The 17676-nt window shown below is 73.6% G+C and carries 18 protein-coding genes and 1 riboswitch; of the genes, 5 read left to right on the top strand and 13 right to left on the bottom strand.

Annotation, left to right across the window (positions count from 1 at the left end; genetic code table 11):
- Positions 1-18: 18 nt before the first annotated feature.
- Complete coding sequence (locus H291_RS0125255) at positions 19-399, bottom strand: winged helix-turn-helix transcriptional regulator (RefSeq protein ID WP_020017816.1); 381 nt, start codon at positions 397-399, stop codon at positions 19-21.
- Positions 400-523: 124 nt separating this feature from the next.
- On the opposite strand from H291_RS0125255, the gene H291_RS31650 reads away from it, so the two are divergent.
- Together H291_RS31650 and H291_RS0125265 are read left to right on the top strand one after the other, a co-directional pair.
- Positions 524-1441, top strand: a complete 918-nt coding sequence (locus tag H291_RS31650) for an NAD(P)-dependent oxidoreductase (RefSeq protein WP_020017817.1) — start codon at positions 524-526, stop codon at positions 1439-1441.
- Positions 1438-2319, top strand: coding sequence for an NAD(P)-dependent oxidoreductase (locus H291_RS0125265; RefSeq protein WP_020017818.1), 882 nt, complete (start codon positions 1438-1440; stop codon positions 2317-2319). The genes H291_RS31650 and H291_RS0125265 overlap by 4 nt, the downstream gene beginning before the upstream one ends.
- 28 nt (positions 2320-2347) lie before the next feature.
- On the opposite strand, the gene H291_RS34325 is transcribed toward H291_RS0125265, so the two are convergent.
- The 4 genes from H291_RS34325 to H291_RS0125285 all read right to left on the bottom strand — a co-directional run bounded on the left by H291_RS34325 (position 2348) and on the right by H291_RS0125285 (position 7126).
- Entirely contained in the window at positions 2348-3301 is a 954-nt protein-coding gene (locus H291_RS34325; RefSeq protein ID WP_020017819.1) for an SGNH/GDSL hydrolase family protein, read from the bottom strand.
- Position 3302: 1 nt separating this feature from the next.
- A complete protein-coding gene (locus H291_RS0125275) occupies positions 3303-4508 on the bottom strand; it encodes a glycosyltransferase (protein WP_033328003.1) in 1206 nt (401 codons plus the stop codon).
- Between the two features lies 1 nt (position 4509).
- Entirely contained in the window at positions 4510-5616 is a 1107-nt protein-coding gene (locus tag H291_RS0125280) for a glycosyltransferase family 4 protein (RefSeq protein ID WP_020017821.1), read from the bottom strand.
- 199 nt (positions 5617-5815) lie between these two features.
- Positions 5816-7126: a glycosyltransferase 87 family protein gene (locus H291_RS0125285; protein WP_020017822.1), complete on the bottom strand. Its 1311-nt coding sequence runs from the start codon at positions 7124-7126 to the stop codon at positions 5816-5818.
- 101 nt (positions 7127-7227) lie between these two features.
- Here H291_RS0125285 and H291_RS0125290 point away from each other — a divergent pair, with 101 nt between their 5' ends.
- Positions 7228-8457 (top strand): Nramp family divalent metal transporter, encoded by a 1230-nt coding sequence (locus tag H291_RS0125290; RefSeq protein WP_020017823.1) that lies wholly within the window; start codon positions 7228-7230, stop codon positions 8455-8457.
- On the opposite strand, the gene H291_RS0125295 is transcribed toward H291_RS0125290, so the two are convergent.
- From H291_RS0125295 to H291_RS33945, 8 genes are all read right to left on the bottom strand, one after another.
- Positions 8447-9361 (bottom strand): DUF4097 family beta strand repeat-containing protein, encoded by a 915-nt coding sequence (locus H291_RS0125295; protein WP_020017824.1) that lies wholly within the window; start codon positions 9359-9361, stop codon positions 8447-8449. The two genes, H291_RS0125290 and H291_RS0125295, sit on opposite strands and share 11 nt — an antisense overlap.
- Entirely contained in the window at positions 9361-10020 is a 660-nt protein-coding gene (locus H291_RS0125300) for a LuxR C-terminal-related transcriptional regulator (protein WP_020017825.1), read from the bottom strand. The genes H291_RS0125295 and H291_RS0125300 overlap by 1 nt, the downstream gene beginning before the upstream one ends.
- Positions 10008-11405: a sensor histidine kinase gene (locus H291_RS0125305; protein ID WP_020017826.1), complete on the bottom strand. Its 1398-nt coding sequence runs from the start codon at positions 11403-11405 to the stop codon at positions 10008-10010. The genes H291_RS0125300 and H291_RS0125305 overlap by 13 nt, the downstream gene beginning before the upstream one ends.
- Before the next feature lie 86 nt (positions 11406-11491).
- The gene (locus H291_RS0125310; protein ID WP_026366125.1) at positions 11492-12712 is read right to left on the bottom strand and encodes an acyl-CoA dehydrogenase family protein; all 1221 of its coding nucleotides are present in this window, start codon (positions 12710-12712) and stop codon (positions 11492-11494) included.
- Positions 12713-12762: 50 nt separating this feature from the next.
- Complete coding sequence (locus H291_RS31660; protein ID WP_157237342.1) at positions 12763-13914, bottom strand: Gfo/Idh/MocA family protein; 1152 nt, start codon at positions 13912-13914, stop codon at positions 12763-12765.
- A 31-nt stretch (positions 13915-13945) separates the two neighbouring features.
- Positions 13946-14632, bottom strand: a complete 687-nt coding sequence (pnuC, locus tag H291_RS0125320; protein WP_020017829.1) for a nicotinamide riboside transporter PnuC — start codon at positions 14630-14632, stop codon at positions 13946-13948.
- Positions 14633-14745: 113 nt separating this feature from the next.
- A riboswitch (FMN riboswitch) is annotated at positions 14746-14883 on the bottom strand.
- A 115-nt stretch (positions 14884-14998) separates the two neighbouring features.
- Entirely contained in the window at positions 14999-15748 is a 750-nt protein-coding gene (locus H291_RS0125325; protein WP_020017830.1) for a TetR/AcrR family transcriptional regulator, read from the bottom strand.
- A 10-nt stretch (positions 15749-15758) separates the two neighbouring features.
- A complete protein-coding gene (locus tag H291_RS33945) occupies positions 15759-16016 on the bottom strand; it encodes a hypothetical protein (RefSeq protein WP_142040780.1) in 258 nt (85 codons plus the stop codon).
- A gap of 24 nt (positions 16017-16040) precedes the next feature.
- Between H291_RS33945 and H291_RS0125330 the strand changes: the two genes are divergently transcribed.
- Together H291_RS0125330 and H291_RS0125335 are read left to right on the top strand one after the other, a co-directional pair.
- Positions 16041-16658: a DsbA family protein gene (locus H291_RS0125330; RefSeq protein WP_020017831.1), complete on the top strand. Its 618-nt coding sequence runs from the start codon at positions 16041-16043 to the stop codon at positions 16656-16658.
- A gap of 36 nt (positions 16659-16694) precedes the next feature.
- Positions 16695-17624: an LLM class F420-dependent oxidoreductase gene (locus tag H291_RS0125335; protein WP_020017832.1), complete on the top strand. Its 930-nt coding sequence runs from the start codon at positions 16695-16697 to the stop codon at positions 17622-17624.
- Positions 17625-17676: the final 52 nt, after the last annotated feature.

Consider the following 17676-nt stretch of genomic DNA (forward strand, 5'->3'; position numbering starts at 1 on the left):
ACCACCCGGGCCGGCAGCCTACGGCCGCGGCAGCGCCGCCGCGTCGCGGTGCTCGACCAGCTCGGACCGCTCCCGGCGGATCCGGTCCACGCCCCAGGCGCCGAGCGGGGCGAGCGCCGCGTTGAGCGCCGCGCCGTGCTCGGTGAGCGAGTACTCGACGCGGGGCGGCACCTCGGCGTGCACGCGGCGGGTCAGGAGCCCGTCCGCCTCCATCTCGCGCAGGTGCTGGGTCAGCATCTTCTCGCTCACGCCCGGCAGCCCGCGGCGCAGCTCGGCGAACCGCCGCACGCCGTGCTCGTCGAGCTCCCAGAGGATCAGGCCCTTCCACTTGCCGCTCACCACGTCGAGGGCGGCGTCGATGCCGCAGATGTAGGGGCCGTTGCGGGGTGCCTTCGCCATCGCGTGCTCCTTCTGCCTCGGTACTTACCAAAAGGTAAGTACCCCAGTAATTAGTGGGTACTTCCACGATCGTACGTCCCCCGGTGAGCATGGTCAGGTCCCCATCGATCTGAGGAGAACCACCATGACCACCCCCGAGAGCACCGGCGTCACGGTGCTCGGACTGGGCGCCATGGGCAGCGCCCTCGCCTCCGCGCTGCTCGACGCCGGCCACGCCACGACCGTCTGGAACCGCACCCCCGCGCGTGCCGCCGGCCTCGCCGCCCGGGGCGCCGCGGCGCCGTCGGACATCGCGGACGCCGTGACGACCCACCCTCTGGTGATCGCCTGCCTGCTGGACCACGCCTCCGTGCACGAGACGCTCGACCCCGTGATCGGCACCCTGCGGGGCGCCACCCTGGTGAACCTCACGACCACCACGCCGAACGAGGCCCGCGAGCTCGCCGGCTGGGCCGCTGAGCACGGCGTCGCCTACCTCGACGGCGCGATCATGGCGACCCCGCCCATGATCGGCACCGCCGAGGCCTCGATCCTGTACAGCGGCCCCCGGGAGGTGTTCGACTCCGCGCTCCCCGTGCTCGACCGCTGGGGCACCAGCACCTACGACGGCGCCGACCCCGGCCTGGCCTCGCTGTTCGACCTGGCGCTGCTCTCGGGCATGTACACGATGTTCGCGGGGTTCCTGCACGGTGCCGCGATGGCCGGCTCCGCCGGCATGACCGCCACCGAGTTCGCCGCGCGCGCCACGCCGTTCCTCAGCGCCATGACGGCGGGCTTCGCGCACGACGCCGCCGTGGTCGACGGCGGCGACTACACGGCCCCCGGCCAGCAGAGCCTCGACTTCTCGGACCTGAGCCACATCGTCCGCGCGAGCGAGGAGCAGGGCGTCGCGCCCGGACCCGTCGCGGCCGTGCAGGAGCTGATCAGCGGGCAGATCGCCCAGGGGCACGGCGCCGAGGGCTTCGCCAGGATCTACGAGAGCCTGCGGGCCCACCTGGCCGAGAGCACCCACCACGACGACCGGGCGGAGGCCCTCCGATGACCACCTCTGTCACCCTCATCGGCCTGGGCCCCATGGGCCAGGCCATGGTCCACGCCCTCCTCGCCGCGGGCCACCCCGTCACCGTCTGGAACCGGACGCCGAGCCGCGCCGCCGACGTCGTCGCGGCAGGTGCCCGGCTCGCGGAGACGCCCGCCGACGCCGTCGCCGCGAGCGACCTGGTGATCCTCAGCCTCACCGACTACCAGGCGATGTACGACATCCTCGGACCCACGACGGCGGCGCTCGCGGGCCGCACGCTCGTGAACCTCAGCTCCGACTCGCCCGACCGCACCCGCGAGGGCGCGGCCTGGGCCGAGAAGCACGGCGCGCGCTTCCTGACGGGCGGCGTGATGAACCCCGCGCCGATGGTCGGCACCGACGCGGCGTACGTCTACTACAGCGGCCCGGCCGACGCGCTGGAGGCGCACCGGGACGCGCTGGGCACGATCGGCGCGCCGCGCTACCTGGGAGAGGACGCCGGGCTCGCGCAGCTCATGTACCAGGCCAACCTCGACGTGTTCCTCACCGCGCTCGCCGGCCTGATGCACGCCACAGCGCTGCTGGAGTCGGCCGGGTTGCGGCCGACGGCGGCGCTCCCGGAGCTGATGCAGACCCTGACCGGCACCCCGGAGATGCTGGACGCGGGCGAGGACACGGCGGCGCAGCTCGAGGCGGGCGAGCACCCGGGCCACCTGAGCACGGTCACGATGATGGGCGCCACCGCCGACCACGTGGTCGCGGCCAGCGAGGCGGTGGGCGTCGACACGGGCCTCCCGGCTGCGGTCCGGGCGTACTACACCTGGGCCCGCGAGCACGGTCACGGCGCCGACAACTGGACCCGGATCATCGACGCGATGCGGCCTCGGGCCACCGCCTGATCAGCCCCGCCTGATCAGCTCCGCCCGATCAGCCCCGCCCGATCCGCCGGCGCGGGTCCAGCCCCGAGTCGGCGAGGCTCGTCACCATGCCGCCCTGGGTGAACGCCCGCTCCGCGCGCAGGTCCTGCACCACGGAGCGGAGCAGCCCGGGCACGAAGTCCCGCCCTCGGCGCACGCACCACGGCAGCCCGGCCCGCACGAGCCAGACCAGCCGCTGCCGCGCCGACGGCGGGTCGGGCGCCCCGGGCAGCCGGGCGGCGTCGGGGGCGTAGGCCGGGTCCAGCCCGGCCAGCTCGCCCGCGACGCCGACCGCCAGCCGCCGGTGCCCCGCCGGCGAGGGGTGCACCCGGTCGACGTGCCAGGCCTTCTCCCCGGCGGGCGCGATGGCCTCGACGGCGTCCACGACGACCACCCGGCCGGCCGCGGCCGGGTTCGAGCTCGGTCCGTTGCACTGAGACCGGTCGGTTGACGGACCGGTCTCGGTGCGACCGACCGAGCTCGAAGGGGCAACGGACGCCCCAGCCACCTCGTCCACCGCCGCGTTGATCGACGCGACGCGGCGGCGCATCACGCGCCGGACCAGCCGCGGCGCGAGCTCGAACAGGCCGATCACCGGCAGCCGCACCAGCACCACGTCGGTGCCCGCCCGGCACAGCTCGCCCACGCAGCGGTGCAGGTCGGCGAGCGTGAACCGGGCGTCGAAGTCGCTGCGCAGCACGTCGTTGCCGCCCACGAGCACGGTCGCGAGCCGGGGCCGCAGGGCGAGGGCGGCATCCAGCTGGGTGTCCGCGACGTCGCGGGAGCGGGCGCCGTTGGTGGCGAGGTTCGTGAACTCGTCCACGCCGAGCACGGCGGCGAGGTGCGCGGCCCAGCCGGGACCGTGCAGGGCGTCCTGGCCGACGGTGTCGCCGACGCCCACGGTGATCGAGTCACCGAGTGCGACCAGCCGGAAGCAGTCATCGCGTCCAGCCGGCCCCGTCATCTCACCGTCGCCCCGCCGTGCCGGCGTCGGCCAGGTCGAAGGCCCGGCGCGAGTGCAGGTCCATCATCGCGTCGCCGGTGGCGCTCCACGGGAAGAGCTCCGCGCGGGCGCGGGCCTCCTTGCGCCGCCGGTCCACGTCACGGTCGAGCACCTCGTGCAGGGCGAGGGCGAGGGCGGACGCTTCCGGCGGCGCGGCGGCGCCCGCGGTGCCCACCACCTCCGGCAGCGCGCTCGACGAGCTGCAGACCACCGGCGTGCCCGAGGCCAGGGCCTCCAGGGCCGCGAGGCCGAAGGTCTCGATGGGTCCGGGGGCGATGACGACGTCGGCGCAGGTCAGCAGGGTCGCGAGCCGGTCGCGGTCGGGGATGAACGAGAGGAACCGGTGCGGCAGCCCGGCCGCCTCGGCCCGCTTCCGCATCTTCGGCAGCAGCGGTCCGGCACCCGCGACGACGAGCCGCACGGGGCGGCCGTCGCGCATGAGCTGGGCGGCGGCGTCGATCGCGAGGTCGGGCCGCTTCTCGGTGGACTGGCGGCTCGCGAGCACGATGAGCGCGGTGCCGGGCGGCGCGTACTCGGCGCGCGCCGCGGCCGAGTAGCGGTCGGGCCGGAAGCGTTCCAGGTCGACGCCGAGCGGCACCCGGTACAGGGGCGGTAGCTCGGCGCTCCGCACACGCTCGGCGAGGCGCTCCACCTCGGCCCCGGCGAAGTGGGTGGTGGCCACGAGCCGGTCGAAGCGGGTGAGCGTGGCCAGGTTGTAGCGGTCGGCCAGCGCCGGCGTCGCCGTCGCGCCGAACGAGGCCGCGTGGCCGCCCTCGGCCCCGCCGGGGATCCAGGACCGCAGCACGCCGTCGACCCGCTCGTGCAGCATCATCAGCGACGGGACGCCGGCCTCGCGCGCCCAGTCGCCCAGGCCGGCCAGCGTGGTGCGGTCGCTCACCTCGAGCCGGTCGGGTGCGAGCGTCTCGAGCAGGCCGCGCATCTTGCCGGGCCGCACCACGGCGCGGTAGCCGCCGGAGAACGGAACGCGCGGCGCCGCCAGGCTGACCACCTTGACCCCGTCCACGGTCGTGACCCCGTCCCGCTTGTCCGGCACGACGAGCACGGGTTCGTGCCCCCGGGACAGGTACTGCCCGGCCATGGCGTGCATCGCGGTGCGGATGCCCCCGGAACGAGGGCTGTAGAAGTTCGCGACGTGGACGATTCGCAAGTTATACCTCCGCTGAGCCGGCTCTCGCGTGCACCCGGATCGCGTCGTCGTAGTGCCCCATGAGCTCGGAGCAGATGTCGTGCCACGTACGGCCCTCGGCCCGTTCGCGGGCCGCGGTACCGAAGGCCCGCCGCTTGCGCTCGTCGCCCACCAGGTCGACGACGCGGGCCCGGAGCGCCTCGTGGTCACCTGGAGGGTACAGCCAGCCGTCGTGGGAGTGCCGGACGATGTCCAGCGGGCCGCCCGCCGCGGGCGCCACGACGGGCACGCCGCTCGCGTGCGCCTCCTGCAGCGTCTGGCCGAAGGTCTCCAGCTCGCCCGGGTGCACGAACACGTCGAGGCTCGCCATGGCGCGCGACAGCTCGGCGCCGCGCAGCAGCCCGGTGAAGTGGGCGGCGGGGAGGGTGTGGCGCAGCTCGTCCCGCTCGGGGCCGTCGCCCACGATCACGAGGCGGACGTTCGGCAGGTCCTGCACCACGCGCAGCGCCTCGACCTGCTTCTCGGCGGCCAGCCGGCCCACGTAGCCCACGAGGATCTCGCGCCCTGCGCCGACCTTGCGCCGCCAGGCCTCGTCGCGGAACTGCGGGTGGAACGCCCGCGTGTCCACGCCCCGGCCCCAGAGCCGCAGGTTGGGGATGCCGTGGTTCTCCAGCTGCCGCATGGTCGCGGTGGACGGGGCGAGCGTCATCGTCGCGCGCTCGTGGATGTCCTTGACCCGCTTCCACAGCAGGGGCTCGAAGTGGCCCAGGCCGTACCGCGCCGCGTAGCCCGGCACCTCGGTCTGGTAGACCGCGACGCTCGGCAGGCCCAGCCGCTCAGCCGCGAGGATGCCGCGCCAGCCGAGGATGAAGGGCGACGCCAGGTGGACGACGTCGGGCGCGAACGTGGCCAGCGTGCGCTCGGTGCGCCACTTCTTGCCGACCACGAGCCGGACGTCCGGGTACCCGGGGAAACCGATGGAGCCGAGCTCGACGACGGGGGCGCCGCTCACGAAGGGCGGCACGTGACCGATCGACGCGTCGGCGTCGGGCGCGAGGACCATGGCCTGGTCCCCCCGCTCGTGGAGGTGCTCGAGGACCCGCAGGACGGAGTTGGTGACCCCGTTCACCTGCGGGAGGAAACTCTCCGCAACGATGGCTACTCGCACGCTACGAACCTGCCGGTCGTCGATGTCCGGACGAAGTCTTCTGTACGGCGAGTCGGGGAACGGGTGGCGTCGAGACGGTTACCGCTACACACGAGATCACAATCCCGACCGTAGCGGAGCCGCCGTGCCCCTGGCATGGGGAACACCCCTGAAGTGACCCTCAACTCGTCAAGGTCGGCACCTTGCGGGCAAAGGCGAGCTGGGAGAGCCGGACGAGCGCGCCGACCAGGAGCGCCACGAGCAGCGCGTTGCGCAGGGCGCCGACGCTCGTGGCGAACCACCAGCCGCCCAGGAACTCGCCGTAGCGCAGCGGGTAGAGCTCCATGGTCAGGCGGGCCACGATCAGCGTGCCGACGGCGGGCACGAACCACGTGCGCTTCGTGCCCTGGCTGCGGCTGCCGAGCGCGATGGCGGCCGCGACCGGCGGGCCGATCCACGCGATGAACTGCGGCGAGCCCACCTTGTTGAAGACGATCAGGGCCAGCAGCTCGGCGGCCGCGCCGACCAGCAGGATGTCGCCCACGCGCTCGGGGCGGCGGCGGGCCGCCCACCAGATCAGCGCGGCGATCAGGAGCGCGGCGAGGGGCAGGGCCACGTCGAGCACCTGCGCGGTGATGTCGGCGCCGTCGCCGAGCACCTCGTAGGTGTAGATGACGTCGTCGTACTCGACCTTGATCGAGGGGTCCCAGATCCGGGCCACCGTGAACGGCGTCGCGGCGACCGCCTCGACCTGGAGCTGCCGGTCGCCCTGCTCGCCGAACACGTCCAGCACGTTGGCCTGCCCGCCGCCCGCGAAGGCGAGACCGACGACGACGGCGCACACCGCCGCGCCCGGCAGCACCACGTTCCGCACGAACGCCCTGAGGTTCGACGCCGTGGCGGCCAGCGCCAGGGCCACCGCGCCCGGCGCGATCTTGATCCAGGCGCCCACGGTCGCCAGCGCCATCGCGAGGGCCGGCCGTGGGACCGCGATCAGCAGCGCCACGAGGATGATCGGCGCGAGCAGGCCGTCGAGCCGCCCGATCCAGATGGGTCCGAGCATGACGAGGAAGAACAGCCAGTACCAGGAGGCGGCGCGGCCGTGCGGCTTGGCCCGGCCGAGCAGGGCGACGGCGCCGGCGTTGGCGGCGGTCACGATGCCCATCCACCACCAGTCGTAGCCGACGGTGGTCTGGGTGAACAGCGCGGGGATCGTCATCGGCCCCAGCGCGCCCAGCGGGTAGACCCAGGCGTAGTCGAGCACGGGCCACGAGCCCGTGTTCATGCCGTTGCGAACCCACCACTCGTACAGGTTCACGTCCCCGAGGATCTGCCCCCCGAAGACCCAGGCCTGAAAGATGATCCAGGCGTGGGCCAGCACGAAGCCGACCCACAGGGCCGGCCAGGAGGAGAACACACGGGTGGCGGACCGCAGGAGGTCCACGGCCTTGGGCGTTGTCGACAGGTCTGACGGGCTCGGCACGGGCCACATCCTTGCACTGATCGGCGGCCGGGTCGGCGATCGGTCGATACGGGTACAAGTTCGGCCATTCGCGAGTTAGAGTTCGGGTACCCGAACTTTCTGGAGACCCGATGACTCGCACCGCCGCTGGGCCACGCACCGGCCGCGCCCGCCTCTTCGTCCTGCTCGGACCCGCTTTCGTGGCGGCCATCGCCTACGTGGACCCCGGCAACGTGGCCGCCAACCTCACCGCGGGAGCCCGGTTCGGGTACCTGCTGGTCTGGGTGCTCGTGGCGGCCAACGCGATGGCGGTGCTGGTGCAGTACCTGTCGGCCAAGCTCGGCGTGGTGACCGGCCGGTCGCTGCCCGAGGTGCTGGGGGAGCGGCTGCCCCGCCGCGCCCGGCTCGCCTACTGGATGCAGGCCGAGGTGGTCGCCGCCGCGACCGACCTCGCCGAGGTGATCGGCGGCGCCATCGCCCTGAACCTGCTGTTCGGCGTGCCGCTCGTGCTGGGCGGCATCATCACCGGGGTGGTGTCCCTGCTGGTGCTGGGCGTGCAGCAGCGGCGCGGCCAGCGGGCGTTCGAGGGGGTCGTCACCTCGATGCTCGCCGTGCTCACGGTCGGCTTCTGCGCCGGGCTGTTCTTCTCCCCGCCCGACCCGGCCGCGATGCTGGCCGGCCTCGTGCCCCGGCTGGAGGGCGCGGACTCCGTGCTGCTCGCGGCCTCGATGCTCGGTGCCACGGTGATGCCGCACGCGATCTACCTGCACTCCTCGCTCGCCCGCGACCACCTGCACGCGCCGTCGACGTCGGTGCCGCGCATCCTGCGCGCCACGCGGGTGGACGTGGTCCTCGCGCTGATCCTGGCCGGGAGCGTGAACATCGCGATGCTGCTGCTGGCCGCCGCGAACCTCGCCGGCCGGGAGGGCACGGACACCATCGAGGGCGCGCACGCCGCCATCGCCGGCACGCTCGGGCCGGTCGTGGGCGTGCTGTTCGCGGTCGGGCTGCTGGCATCGGGGCTCGCGTCCACGTCGGTCGGGGCCTACGCGGGGGCCGAGATCATGTCTGGCCTGCTGAAGGTGCGCGTGTCGCTGCTGACCCGGCGCGTGGTCACGCTGCTGCCCGCGATCCTGCTGCTCATGACCGGGATCTCGCCCACCTGGCTGCTGGTGGTGAGCCAGGTGGTGCTCAGCTTCGGCATCCCGTTCGCGATGATCCCGCTGGTGAAGCTCACCCGGGACCGCGAGCTGCTCGGCGAGCACCGCAACGCCCTGACCACCCAGGTGCTGGCCTGGGTGGTCGCGGGCGTCATCGTGGCGCTGAACGTCACGCTGCTCTGGCTGACGTTCACCGGCTGAGGTAGGCGACGTCCCCGTTCGAGGTGCGCATCTCGACGGTGCGCTCGGCGTCCGGGTCGGTGCGCCCCTCGATGACCTCGTCGCCGTTCGACGTCTGGATCGTCAGGGCCACCGGCTCGTCGTCGCCGTACACCGTGATGTCGCCGTTGCTGGTCTCGGCGAAGACGTCGCCACCGACCGCCGAGATCTCCACGGAGCCGTTGCTGGTGTGCGCCGACGCGTCGCCCGAGACCGCCTCGAGCGTGATCCGCCCGTTGTTGGTGTCACTGGTGACGCTGCCGTCCACCTCGCCCACGGAGACCTCGCCGTTGGAGGTCGAGACCTCCACGTCGGAGCCGGCGTTCGCGACGGTGACGTCGCCGTTGCTCGACCGGGCCGAGAACGCGCCGCCGACGTCGGTGGCCTCGACCCGGCCGTTGTCCGTCCGGATGTCGATCTCACCGGCCACGCCGCTCGCCACGACGTCGCCGTTCTCGGCGCGCACCACCACCTCCGTGTCGGCGGGGAGCGTCACGTCGAGCTCGCCCGAGCAGCGGGGCAGGAAGGCCGACCAGCCGCAGCGGTGCGTGATCTCGAGCCGGTTCGCCGACTCGTCCGCGGAGTACCGGGGGTGGCGGATGCCGCTGTGCGCGACGGCGTCCACCTCGACGTCGCCCTCGGTGGCCGTGACGGTGACGTCGCCGTCGGTCACCAGCTCCACCGTGTCCACGGCGTCGTAGGACCTGTGGGTGGTGGTCGTCTCGGACACCATCAGGTCCACCAGGAACAGCGCGCCGAAGCCCACGACGACGACGCCGAGCACCACGCCGAGCGTCGTCAGCACGCGGGCGGTCGCGCCGCGCTGCGGGGGTCCGGGCGCGTACCCGGCGTCCTGGGGGTAGCTGTCGGGAACTGGCTGGGTCATCAGCGGGATCCGTTCTGGTCGAGCCAGCGCAGCACGGCGAGCACCCGGCGGTGGTCGTCGGCGGCCGGCGGGAGGCCGAGCTTGGTCAGGATGTTGGTGACGTGCTTCTCCACGGCGGCCAGCCCCACGACGAGGCGGTCCGCGATGGCGGCGTTGGAGCGGCCCTCGGCCATCAGCGCGAGCACCTCGCGCTCGCGGCGGGTCAGGACGTCGAGGTCGGAGCCGGGGTGGCGCGCGATGATCTGCGTGACGACCTCGGGGTCCACGACCGTGCCGCCCCCGGACACCCGGGCGACGGCGTCGAGGAACTCGTCGACATCGGCCACGCGGTCCTTGAGCACGTAGCCCAGGCCGCGCGCGCCCCGCGCGAACAGCTCGCTCGCGTAGCTCTGCTCCACGTACTGCGAGAGCACCAGGACGGGCAGCCGGGGGTGCAGGCTGCGCAGGTGCACCGCGGCGCGCAGCCCCTCGTCGGTGTGCGACGGCGGCATGCGCACGTCGGTGACCAGCAGGTCGGGCAGCTCGGCGTCGGGCGTCGACAGCGCCAGGACCAGCTGGTCCGCCGTGCCGTACCCCGTCACCTCGTGCCCCTCGGCCACCAGCAGGCGGGTCAGGCCGTCCAGGAGGAGGACGGAGTCCTCCGCGATCACGATGCGCACGGGACCTCCACGGTCAGGCGGGTTCCCGCGCCGGGCGGGCTGTCGAGCTCGAAGGTGCCGTCCAGGGCCGCGACCCGGCCGCGCAGGCCCGCGAGCCCGCTGCCGGGGGACAGCTCGGCGCCGCCGCGGCCGTCGTCGGACACCGCGACGCGCAGGCGCGCCGGGTGGTCGTCGGGCACGAGGCTCGCGTGCACCCGCACCAGGTCGGCCGCGGCGTGCTTGGCCACGTTGGTCAGCGCCTCGGCGACCACGAAGTAGGCGGCGGCCTGGGCCGCCGGGCTGGCCGGCGTGAGGTCGCCGCTGACCTCCACACGGACCGGGACCGGGCTGCGGCCCGCCAGCGCCGACAGCGCGGCGTCGAGCCCGCGGTCGGACAGCACGGCGGGGTGGATGCCGCGCACCAGGTCGCGCAGCTCGGCCAGGGTCTCCTTGATCTCGCGGTGCGCCAGCTCCAGGGCGGCGACCGCGTGCTCGGGGTCCTTGTCTGCCAGCCGGCGGGCCACGCCGAGCTCGACGCCCAGGGCGACCAGGCGCTGCTGGGCGCCGTCGTGCAGGTCGCGCTCGATGCGGCGGCGCTCGTTGTCGGCGGCGGAGATCGCGGCCGTGCGCGACTCGGTGAGGACCACCGCGCGCTCGCGGGCCGTGTGCGCGGCGGCCTCCGCCACGCGGGTCTCCCGCTCGGCGGCGGCGGCACGGGCGCGGGCCAGCTCGGTCGCGGACGGGCCGAGCAGCGCCCCGGCGAGGCGCACCATGAGGTAGGACCCGTATTGTGCGAGGGCGGCCGCCGCCCAGACGAGCACGACGGCGCCCGCGAGCGCGCCGACGACCGTGGCGGGCCACGGCAGGCCGGGCCACCCGGCGAGCGCGGTGTCGCGGCCGACGAACGTGAAGATCACCGCGGCGACCGCTGCCGCCGCCAGGGCCGTCACGGCGCCGAAGAACAGCGACGAGGTGAGCATCCCGAGGAAGGCGTAGAGCGCGGTCGCCCACGCCCGGTCGTCGCGCACCGAGGCCCACAGCCTGGACCAGACACCCGGGCGGTGCGGCGCGGGCGCCGGGCGGGGCGCGGGGACCCGGACGCCGGTCTGGCGGGCCACGCGGGCGCGCTCGGCGGTGCCGAACCGGCGGGCGATGCCGAGCCAGAACGCCAGCGCCGGTACCCCGATCCCGAGCGCGGGGACGAGCCCGGCCGAGACCAGGACGAGGATCCAGAGGACCAGCCCCGCGGTCAGGTGCCACACCCACCCCACGGCCAGCGCGGCGACGGCGCGCCGGGTGGCGGGGTGGAAGGGCGCCCGGAGGAAGCCCGCACCCGACGTCAGTGCGGGCGCGACGTGCTCCGCGAGGGTGCGGAGCGGGGGCGCCGGGCCGTCATCGCTGGTCATGGTCATGACCCTAGGCGGCCCGGCACCCCCGGCACACTGAGTGATCCCACCGGGTGGGGGTGGGGTTTTCCCTACCCCGGTACTGCTCAGGCGAAGGCGCTGGTGCCCGTGATCTCGCGGCCGATGATCAGGGCCTGCATGCTCTCGGTGCCCTCGTACGTGTGCAGGGCCTCGATGTCGGCGAAGTGCCGCGCCACGCGGTTCTCCAGCAGGATGCCGTTGCCGCCGAGCAGGTCGCGGGCGATCGCCGCGATCTCCCGCGCGCCGCGCGTGCAGGTGTACTTGGCGAGTGACGCCTGCGGGCCGGTGAGCTGCTCCGCCTCGTCGAGCCGCGTCATCTGCTTCACGAGGAGCTGCATCTGCGTGAGGATCGACAGCATCTTGGTGAGGCGCTCCTGCACCATCTGGCTGGCGGCGAGCGGCCGGCCGAACTGCACGCGCTGCTTGGAGTAGGCCACGGCCGTCTCGTAGCAGGCGATGGCCTGCCCGACGGCGCCCCAGGCGACCCCGAGGCGCGTGGCGAACAGGACGCGGCCGGTGTCCTTGAACGAGCGCGACTTCGGCAGCAGGCTGTCGGCCGGCACGAACACGTCGTCCAGCACGATGTGCGCCTGGTGGATGGCGCGCAGCGAGAGCTTGCCCTCGATGGTCGTGGCCCGGTAGCCGGGGGTGTCCTGCGGGACGATGTAGCCGTGCACCTGGCCGTCCTCGCCGCGTGCCCAGACCACCGAGATGTCGCCGATCGAGCCGAAGCCGATCCACTTCTTCTCGCCGTTGATGACGTACCCCTCGACGCCGTCGCGCGTCGCCTTCACGGCGGAGGTCTCCAGGCCCACGGAGTCCGAGCCGTGCGTGGGCTCGGTCAGCGCGAACGCGCCCAGGACCTCGCCGCGGGCCATCGGGCCGGCGTACTTCTCGACCTGCTCGTCGGAGCCCAGCATCACGATCGAGCGCAGCGCGAGGCCGCCCTGCACGCCGCAGATCGTGGTCACGGAGCCGTCGCCGCGCGACATCTCCATCGCGGACAGGCCCTCGGCCATCTTCGAGATCTTCGGGAAGCCGGGCACGTCCACGCCGTCGCGCAGGAAGTCGAGCTCGGCCATGCGCTTGACCAGGTCCATCGGCACCTCGTACCGCTCCCAGTAGCCGTCGATGACGGGGAGGACCTCGTCCTGCACGAACCGGCGGACGGCGAGCTGCTGCGCCCGCTCCTCCTCCGTGATGTCGGCGAACACGCCGGCGAAGTCGATGTCGAGCGGCTGCGTGAGGTCGTAGTCGGGCGCCGTCACCCCTGGGGTCTGAGTCATGCTCCCCATGGTGCGCCGGTACCGGATCTCAGGTCAAGCGATACTAGGTCTCACAGATCGGGGCTCCCGGCGTGCCGGCAGGCACGCCCGTGCGCCCAGGCCTGGGGCCGGGTCCGCACCCGCTCGCCCGACGCCGCCGCACGCCGCACCTCGAGCTGCAGGTACTGGTCCTGGGCCGCCTCGGCGACGGAGTACGGCGGCGGCGCGCCGTGCAGCACGTGGTCGGCCATGTCGGCGACGATGCGCGCGATCGACAGCTCGTCGTCGGGCAGGCGGGCCGGGCGGAACGCGTTGCGGTGCACCCACTCGCCGTCGAGCGTGTACCCCCGCAGGAACATGCCCTCGTGGCTGCCCGCGCCGCCCGCGGCGACCCGCTCCAGCGTGGCGCGCCGGGGCTGCCCGTCGGCGCCGACCGTGCGGACGACGTCGTCGCGCAGCTCGCCGCGCTCGCCGCGGACCAGCAGCGCGGGGGAGCGCACCCAGGAGCGGTACTGGACGTCGTCGAACTCGTAGGTGCCGAGCCGGTCGCCGAAGTCCAGCCACGCCGTCGCGTGCACCGTGTCGACCAGGGCGAGGTCGTCGGGGTCGGCCGCCCGGCTGGGGCTCGGCAGCACGCGGCGGGCGTCGCGCCGGGCGGTGATCTCGGCGTCCTCGAAGCCCGCGCCCAGGGCCCGGCGCAGCACGCTGATCCCGTGGTAGTCGTGCGCCACCGCCACGTGGGCGTCGGTCACCGCGCCGAGCCGGCCCGACGCCGCGACCGCGAGCTGCGCGCCGATCAGCGGCTCCAGGTGGTACTGCTCGGCGACGTGCACGCAGGCGCCGTCGTCGACGAGCCGCTGCAGCGCGGCGAGCTCCTCGACCGTGCCCGCCGCCGGCGTCTCCGTGAGCACGGGGACACCGGCGGCGGCGAGGTCGCGGATCACGGGCTGGGCCGCGCCCGCCGGCAGGGTCAGCAGCACGACGTCGGGCCGGCCCGCGGCGAGCAGCTCGGCCACCGTGGCGAAGGCCGGGGCGGGGAGACCGGGCAGGCCCGCCGCGACCAGGCCACGGGTCGCCAGCACTTCCCGGTCCGCCGCGTTGCGGGTGGCCACGCCGGCCACCTCGAAGCGGTCGGGCAGGGCGTGCAGCACCCGCAGCATGGTGCGGGCGCGGAAACCCGAGCCGACGATCCCGATCCTGGCCGTGCGCTCCTGTGCGTTCACGAGCACCGACGCTACGCGACCGGCCGGGCGGTCAGGCGGCCGCGACCGCCACCTGGTCCGGCCCGGCGTTCTCCCGGCGGCTGATGCGCCACCACGCGAAGAAGCCGAACAGCGTGAACGCGCCGTAGATCACGTACATGAGCGCGGTGGCCCAGTACCCGGCGGAGAACAGGAGCGGCACGCCCACGAGGTCGACGGCCACCCAGATCAGCCAGAACTCGACCCAGCCCTTGGCCATGCCGTAGGTGGCGAGCACCGAGCCGGTGAAGATCCAGGCGTCGGCCCAGACCGGCTCGTACGAGCCGAGGGTCCGGAAGAGGGGGGTCAGGAGCAGGGTCCCGGCGAACATCCCGGTCACCAGGCCGATGCGGACCCGCCACGAGGCCCAGCGCGGGTGCACCGCGACCGTGCCCGCGCCGCCGGCGCGCTGGGTCTGCCGCCAGCGGTACCAGCCGTAGACCGAGACGGCGATGAACATGATCTGGCGGGCGGCCTGGCCGAGCATGTCGGCCCGGCCGGTCTCGCCGAACCAGGAGCCCATGAAGACGGTGAAGAGCAGGATGTTGCCGACGATGCCCACCGGCCAGGCCCACACCTTGCGGCGCAGGCCGCCCAGGGCGGAGGCCAGGCCGAACAGGTTGCCGATGACCTCGCGCCAGTAGATCTGCTGGTCGCCGACCAGGAACGTCGCGTCGTAGGCGGCGCGGAACCAGTCCATTTCTCTTCCCTCTCCAGGTCCGCACACGGGGACTCCGGGGTGAGGGCCGGCGCGCCACGACGGCGCCGACGACGACGCGGTACCGGCGCCCCGAGGGGTCGACGGCGCGCGCCGCACGTGCTTCCTCCCATCCGGACTTTCACCGTCGGTCCTGGAGTTCCACCAGGTCAACCGGGCTTCCCCCGAAGGAGTCACCCGGGTCGCGGACTGTCACCGCCGGCTCGGAATTTCACCGACCCCGGAGCACGTGTGCAACTGCTGCACGATGTCTAGCGGAACACAGGATGCCACGGCGGCATTCCCGCCGGAACCCGCCCCGTGTCAGACCTACAGGTCACCCGAGGGAGCTGTACGTCTGACACGTCGTCAGACCAGCGCCTCGCGCACGGCGCGGGCCACCTCGTCGGGCCCGGCACCACCCTCGACGACCGCCACGACGACGCGGCGGGTGACCGGCGTGCCGCCGTCGGCCAGGGGGCCGGCCGCCGTGCCCAGGACGGCGGCGCGGCGCAGGTCGGCGAACGCCTCCTCCAGCTCGGGCCGCAGCTCGAGCGAGGGCGTGCGCAGCCAGCGCCGCAGGATCGCGTTGTGCACGGCGACCACCGAGGCCGCGAAGGCGATCGACGCCGTGGAGGCGGACCGCTCCGGCGGCAGGGTGTCGCGCAGGTAGTGCGTGAACGCCCGCTCGTAGCGGTGCGTCGTGATGAGCTCACGGTCGCGCAGCGCCGGCACCTGCTGCAGCAGTGCGTACCGGGCGAGCGACGTGTCGCGCTGGCCCACGTGGTGGTCGAACACCATGCGCGCCGCGCGGCACACCTCGAGGTACGGGTCGACGTCCGGGTCCCAGCCGCGGCCCAGGTCGTGGCCGGACTCCTCGCTCGCCCGCGCGTCGGGGCGCGTCGCGGCGAGCATGACCACGACCTCTTCGAGCAGCAGCTCGTGGTCGGCGAAGACCACGTCCTCCTTGGAGCGGAACCGGCGGAAGAACGTCGCACGGCTCACCTTCGCGGCGTCGGCGATCTCCTCGACGGTGGTTCCCTCGTACCCCTGCCGGGTGAACAGGTCCACCGCGGCGTCGACTGCCTGCGCGTGCGTGTGGGTCCGTACGGCGGTCATGCCAGGCAGGCTACCGCGTGCCCCCCGGGCGCCGTGAAGAGTCTTTGAGCGAAGAATGGGGTTCATGATGCGAATTTTCCCGTTTGCCGGAGATCTTCCCTGACTGCAGTCTGCGCAGGTAGCGCACCTCGCGCACGGCCGTCAGCAGGCCGAGGACACCGGGCACCGCGGCCCACGGGTGACCGAGGATCACGCCCACCAGGCACACCAGAAAGATCACCCCGCCGGCGACGACGGTGGCGAGGCTTCCCCAACGGATCCCGGTCACGCAGGTGAGCGTAGTCTGCTGCGCGTGACCGAGACCGCTGACCGTCCCGTCGTCGACGTCTACGTCGACCCCATGTGCCCCTTCGCCTGGATCACGTCGCGCTGGGCCCTCGAGGTGGCCCAGATCCGCGACGTCGAGCTCACCTTCAAGCTGATGAGCCTCTACCTGCTCAACAAGGACCGGGACATCGACGACGGCTACCGCGCGCGCATCGAGCGCTCCCGCGGCATCGGCCGCGTCGCCGCCGCCGTCCAGACCGACCACGGCCCCGAGGCGTTCTCCGCCTTCTACACCGCCGCCGGCACGCGCATCCACAACCAGCAGGACAAGGCGTTCGACGACGTGGCCGTCGCGGCGCTCGCCGAGGCCGGCCTGCCCGCCGAGCTCGCGCGCGCGGCGACGTCCGAGGACTACGACGAGGAGCTCGCGGCCTCCCACGAGGCCGGCATGAAGCCCGTCGGCGACGACGTCGGCACGCCCACCATCCACGTCGACGGCGTGGCCTTCTTCGGCCCCGTGCTCACGCGCATCCCGCGCGGCGAGGAGGCCGGCGCCCTGTTCGACGCCTCCGTGGCGCTCGCGCGGTACCCGTACTTCTACGAGATCAAGCGGTCGCGCACCACAGATCCCCAGTTCGACTGACCCACCGGCACCAGACCCACCGGCACCAGAGGAAACATGACTCTCGACCTCCGCATCTTCGTCGAGCCCCAGCAGGGCGCGACGTACGACGACCAGCTCGCCGTCGCCCAGGCGACCGAACGGCTGGGGTTCAGCGCCTTCTTCCGCTCCGACCACTACCTCGCCATGGGCGACCGGGACGGCCTGCCCGGGCCCACCGACTCCTGGATCACGCTGGCCGGCCTGGCCCGCGAGACCTCGACCGTGCGGCTCGGCACGCTCGTCTCCTCGGCGACGTTCCGGCACCCCGGCGTGCTCGCCATCCAGGTGGCGCAGGTGGACCAGATGTCCGGCGGCCGCGTGGAGCTCGGGCTCGGCACCGGCTGGTTCGCCGCCGAGCACGCCGCCTACGGCATCCCGTTCCCCGACAAGCGGTTCGGCATCCTCGAGGAGCAGCTCGCCGTCGTCACCGGCCTGTGGGGCACGCCCGTCGGCGAGACCTTCTCCTTCTCGGGCGAGCACTACCAGATCACCGACTCGCCCGCGCTGCCCAAGCCCGCGCAGTCGAAGATCCCCGTGCTGGTCGGGGGCGGCGGCCCGCGCCGCACGCCCGCCCTGGCGGCGCGGTACGGCGACGAGTACAACCAGTCCTTCCCGGAGATCAGCGAGGTCGGCCCCCGGATCAAGGTCATCGAGAAGGCCCTGTCCGACGCCGGGCGCGACCCCGGTTCGATCGTCCAGTCGGTGGCGCTCGTCGCCGCGGTCGGCACGGACGAGGCCGAGTTCACGCGGCGTGCGGCGGCGATCGGCCGCGAGCCCGCCGAGCTGCGCGAGCACGGCATCGCCGGCACCGTCACCGAGGTGGTGGACCGCCTCAAGGCCCTGGAGGCCGACGGCGTCCAGCGCGTCTACCTGCAGGTGCTCGACCTGGCGGACCTCGACCACCTCGACCTGGTCGCGCGCGAGGTGCGCCCGCAGCTCGGCTGACGCGACCACCGCCTGTGACCGGGCCGCCCCGCCGTCGTGCGGGGCGGCCCGT

The sequence above is a fragment of the Promicromonospora sukumoe 327MFSha3.1 genome, from assembly GCF_000385135.1.
GTDB lineage: Bacteria > Actinomycetota > Actinomycetes > Actinomycetales > Cellulomonadaceae > Promicromonospora > Promicromonospora sukumoe_B.

Bases quoted from the DNA above. Each gene is read 5' to 3' on its own strand.
- H291_RS0125255 (WP_020017816.1), bottom strand. From the start codon at position 399: ATGGCGAAGGCACCCCGCAACGGCCCCTACATCTGCGGCATCGACGCC.
- H291_RS31650 (WP_020017817.1), top strand. From the start codon at position 524: ATGACCACCCCCGAGAGCACCGGCGTCACGGTGCTCGGACTGGGCGCC.
- H291_RS0125265 (WP_020017818.1), top strand. From the start codon at position 1,438: ATGACCACCTCTGTCACCCTCATCGGCCTGGGCCCCATGGGCCAGGCC.
- H291_RS34325 (WP_020017819.1), bottom strand. From the start codon at position 3,301: ATGACGGGGCCGGCTGGACGCGATGACTGCTTCCGGCTGGTCGCACTC.
- H291_RS0125285 (WP_020017822.1), bottom strand. From the start codon at position 7,126: ATGTGGCCCGTGCCGAGCCCGTCAGACCTGTCGACAACGCCCAAGGCC.
- H291_RS0125290 (WP_020017823.1), top strand. From the start codon at position 7,228: ATGACTCGCACCGCCGCTGGGCCACGCACCGGCCGCGCCCGCCTCTTC.
- H291_RS0125295 (WP_020017824.1), bottom strand. From the start codon at position 9,361: ATGACCCAGCCAGTTCCCGACAGCTACCCCCAGGACGCCGGGTACGCG.
- H291_RS0125305 (WP_020017826.1), bottom strand. From the start codon at position 11,405: ATGACCAGCGATGACGGCCCGGCGCCCCCGCTCCGCACCCTCGCGGAG.
- H291_RS0125310 (WP_026366125.1), bottom strand. From the start codon at position 12,712: ATGACTCAGACCCCAGGGGTGACGGCGCCCGACTACGACCTCACGCAG.
- pnuC (WP_020017829.1), bottom strand. From the start codon at position 14,632: ATGGACTGGTTCCGCGCCGCCTACGACGCGACGTTCCTGGTCGGCGAC.
- H291_RS0125325 (WP_020017830.1), bottom strand. From the start codon at position 15,748: ATGACCGCCGTACGGACCCACACGCACGCGCAGGCAGTCGACGCCGCG.
- H291_RS0125335 (WP_020017832.1), top strand. From the start codon at position 16,695: ATGACTCTCGACCTCCGCATCTTCGTCGAGCCCCAGCAGGGCGCGACG.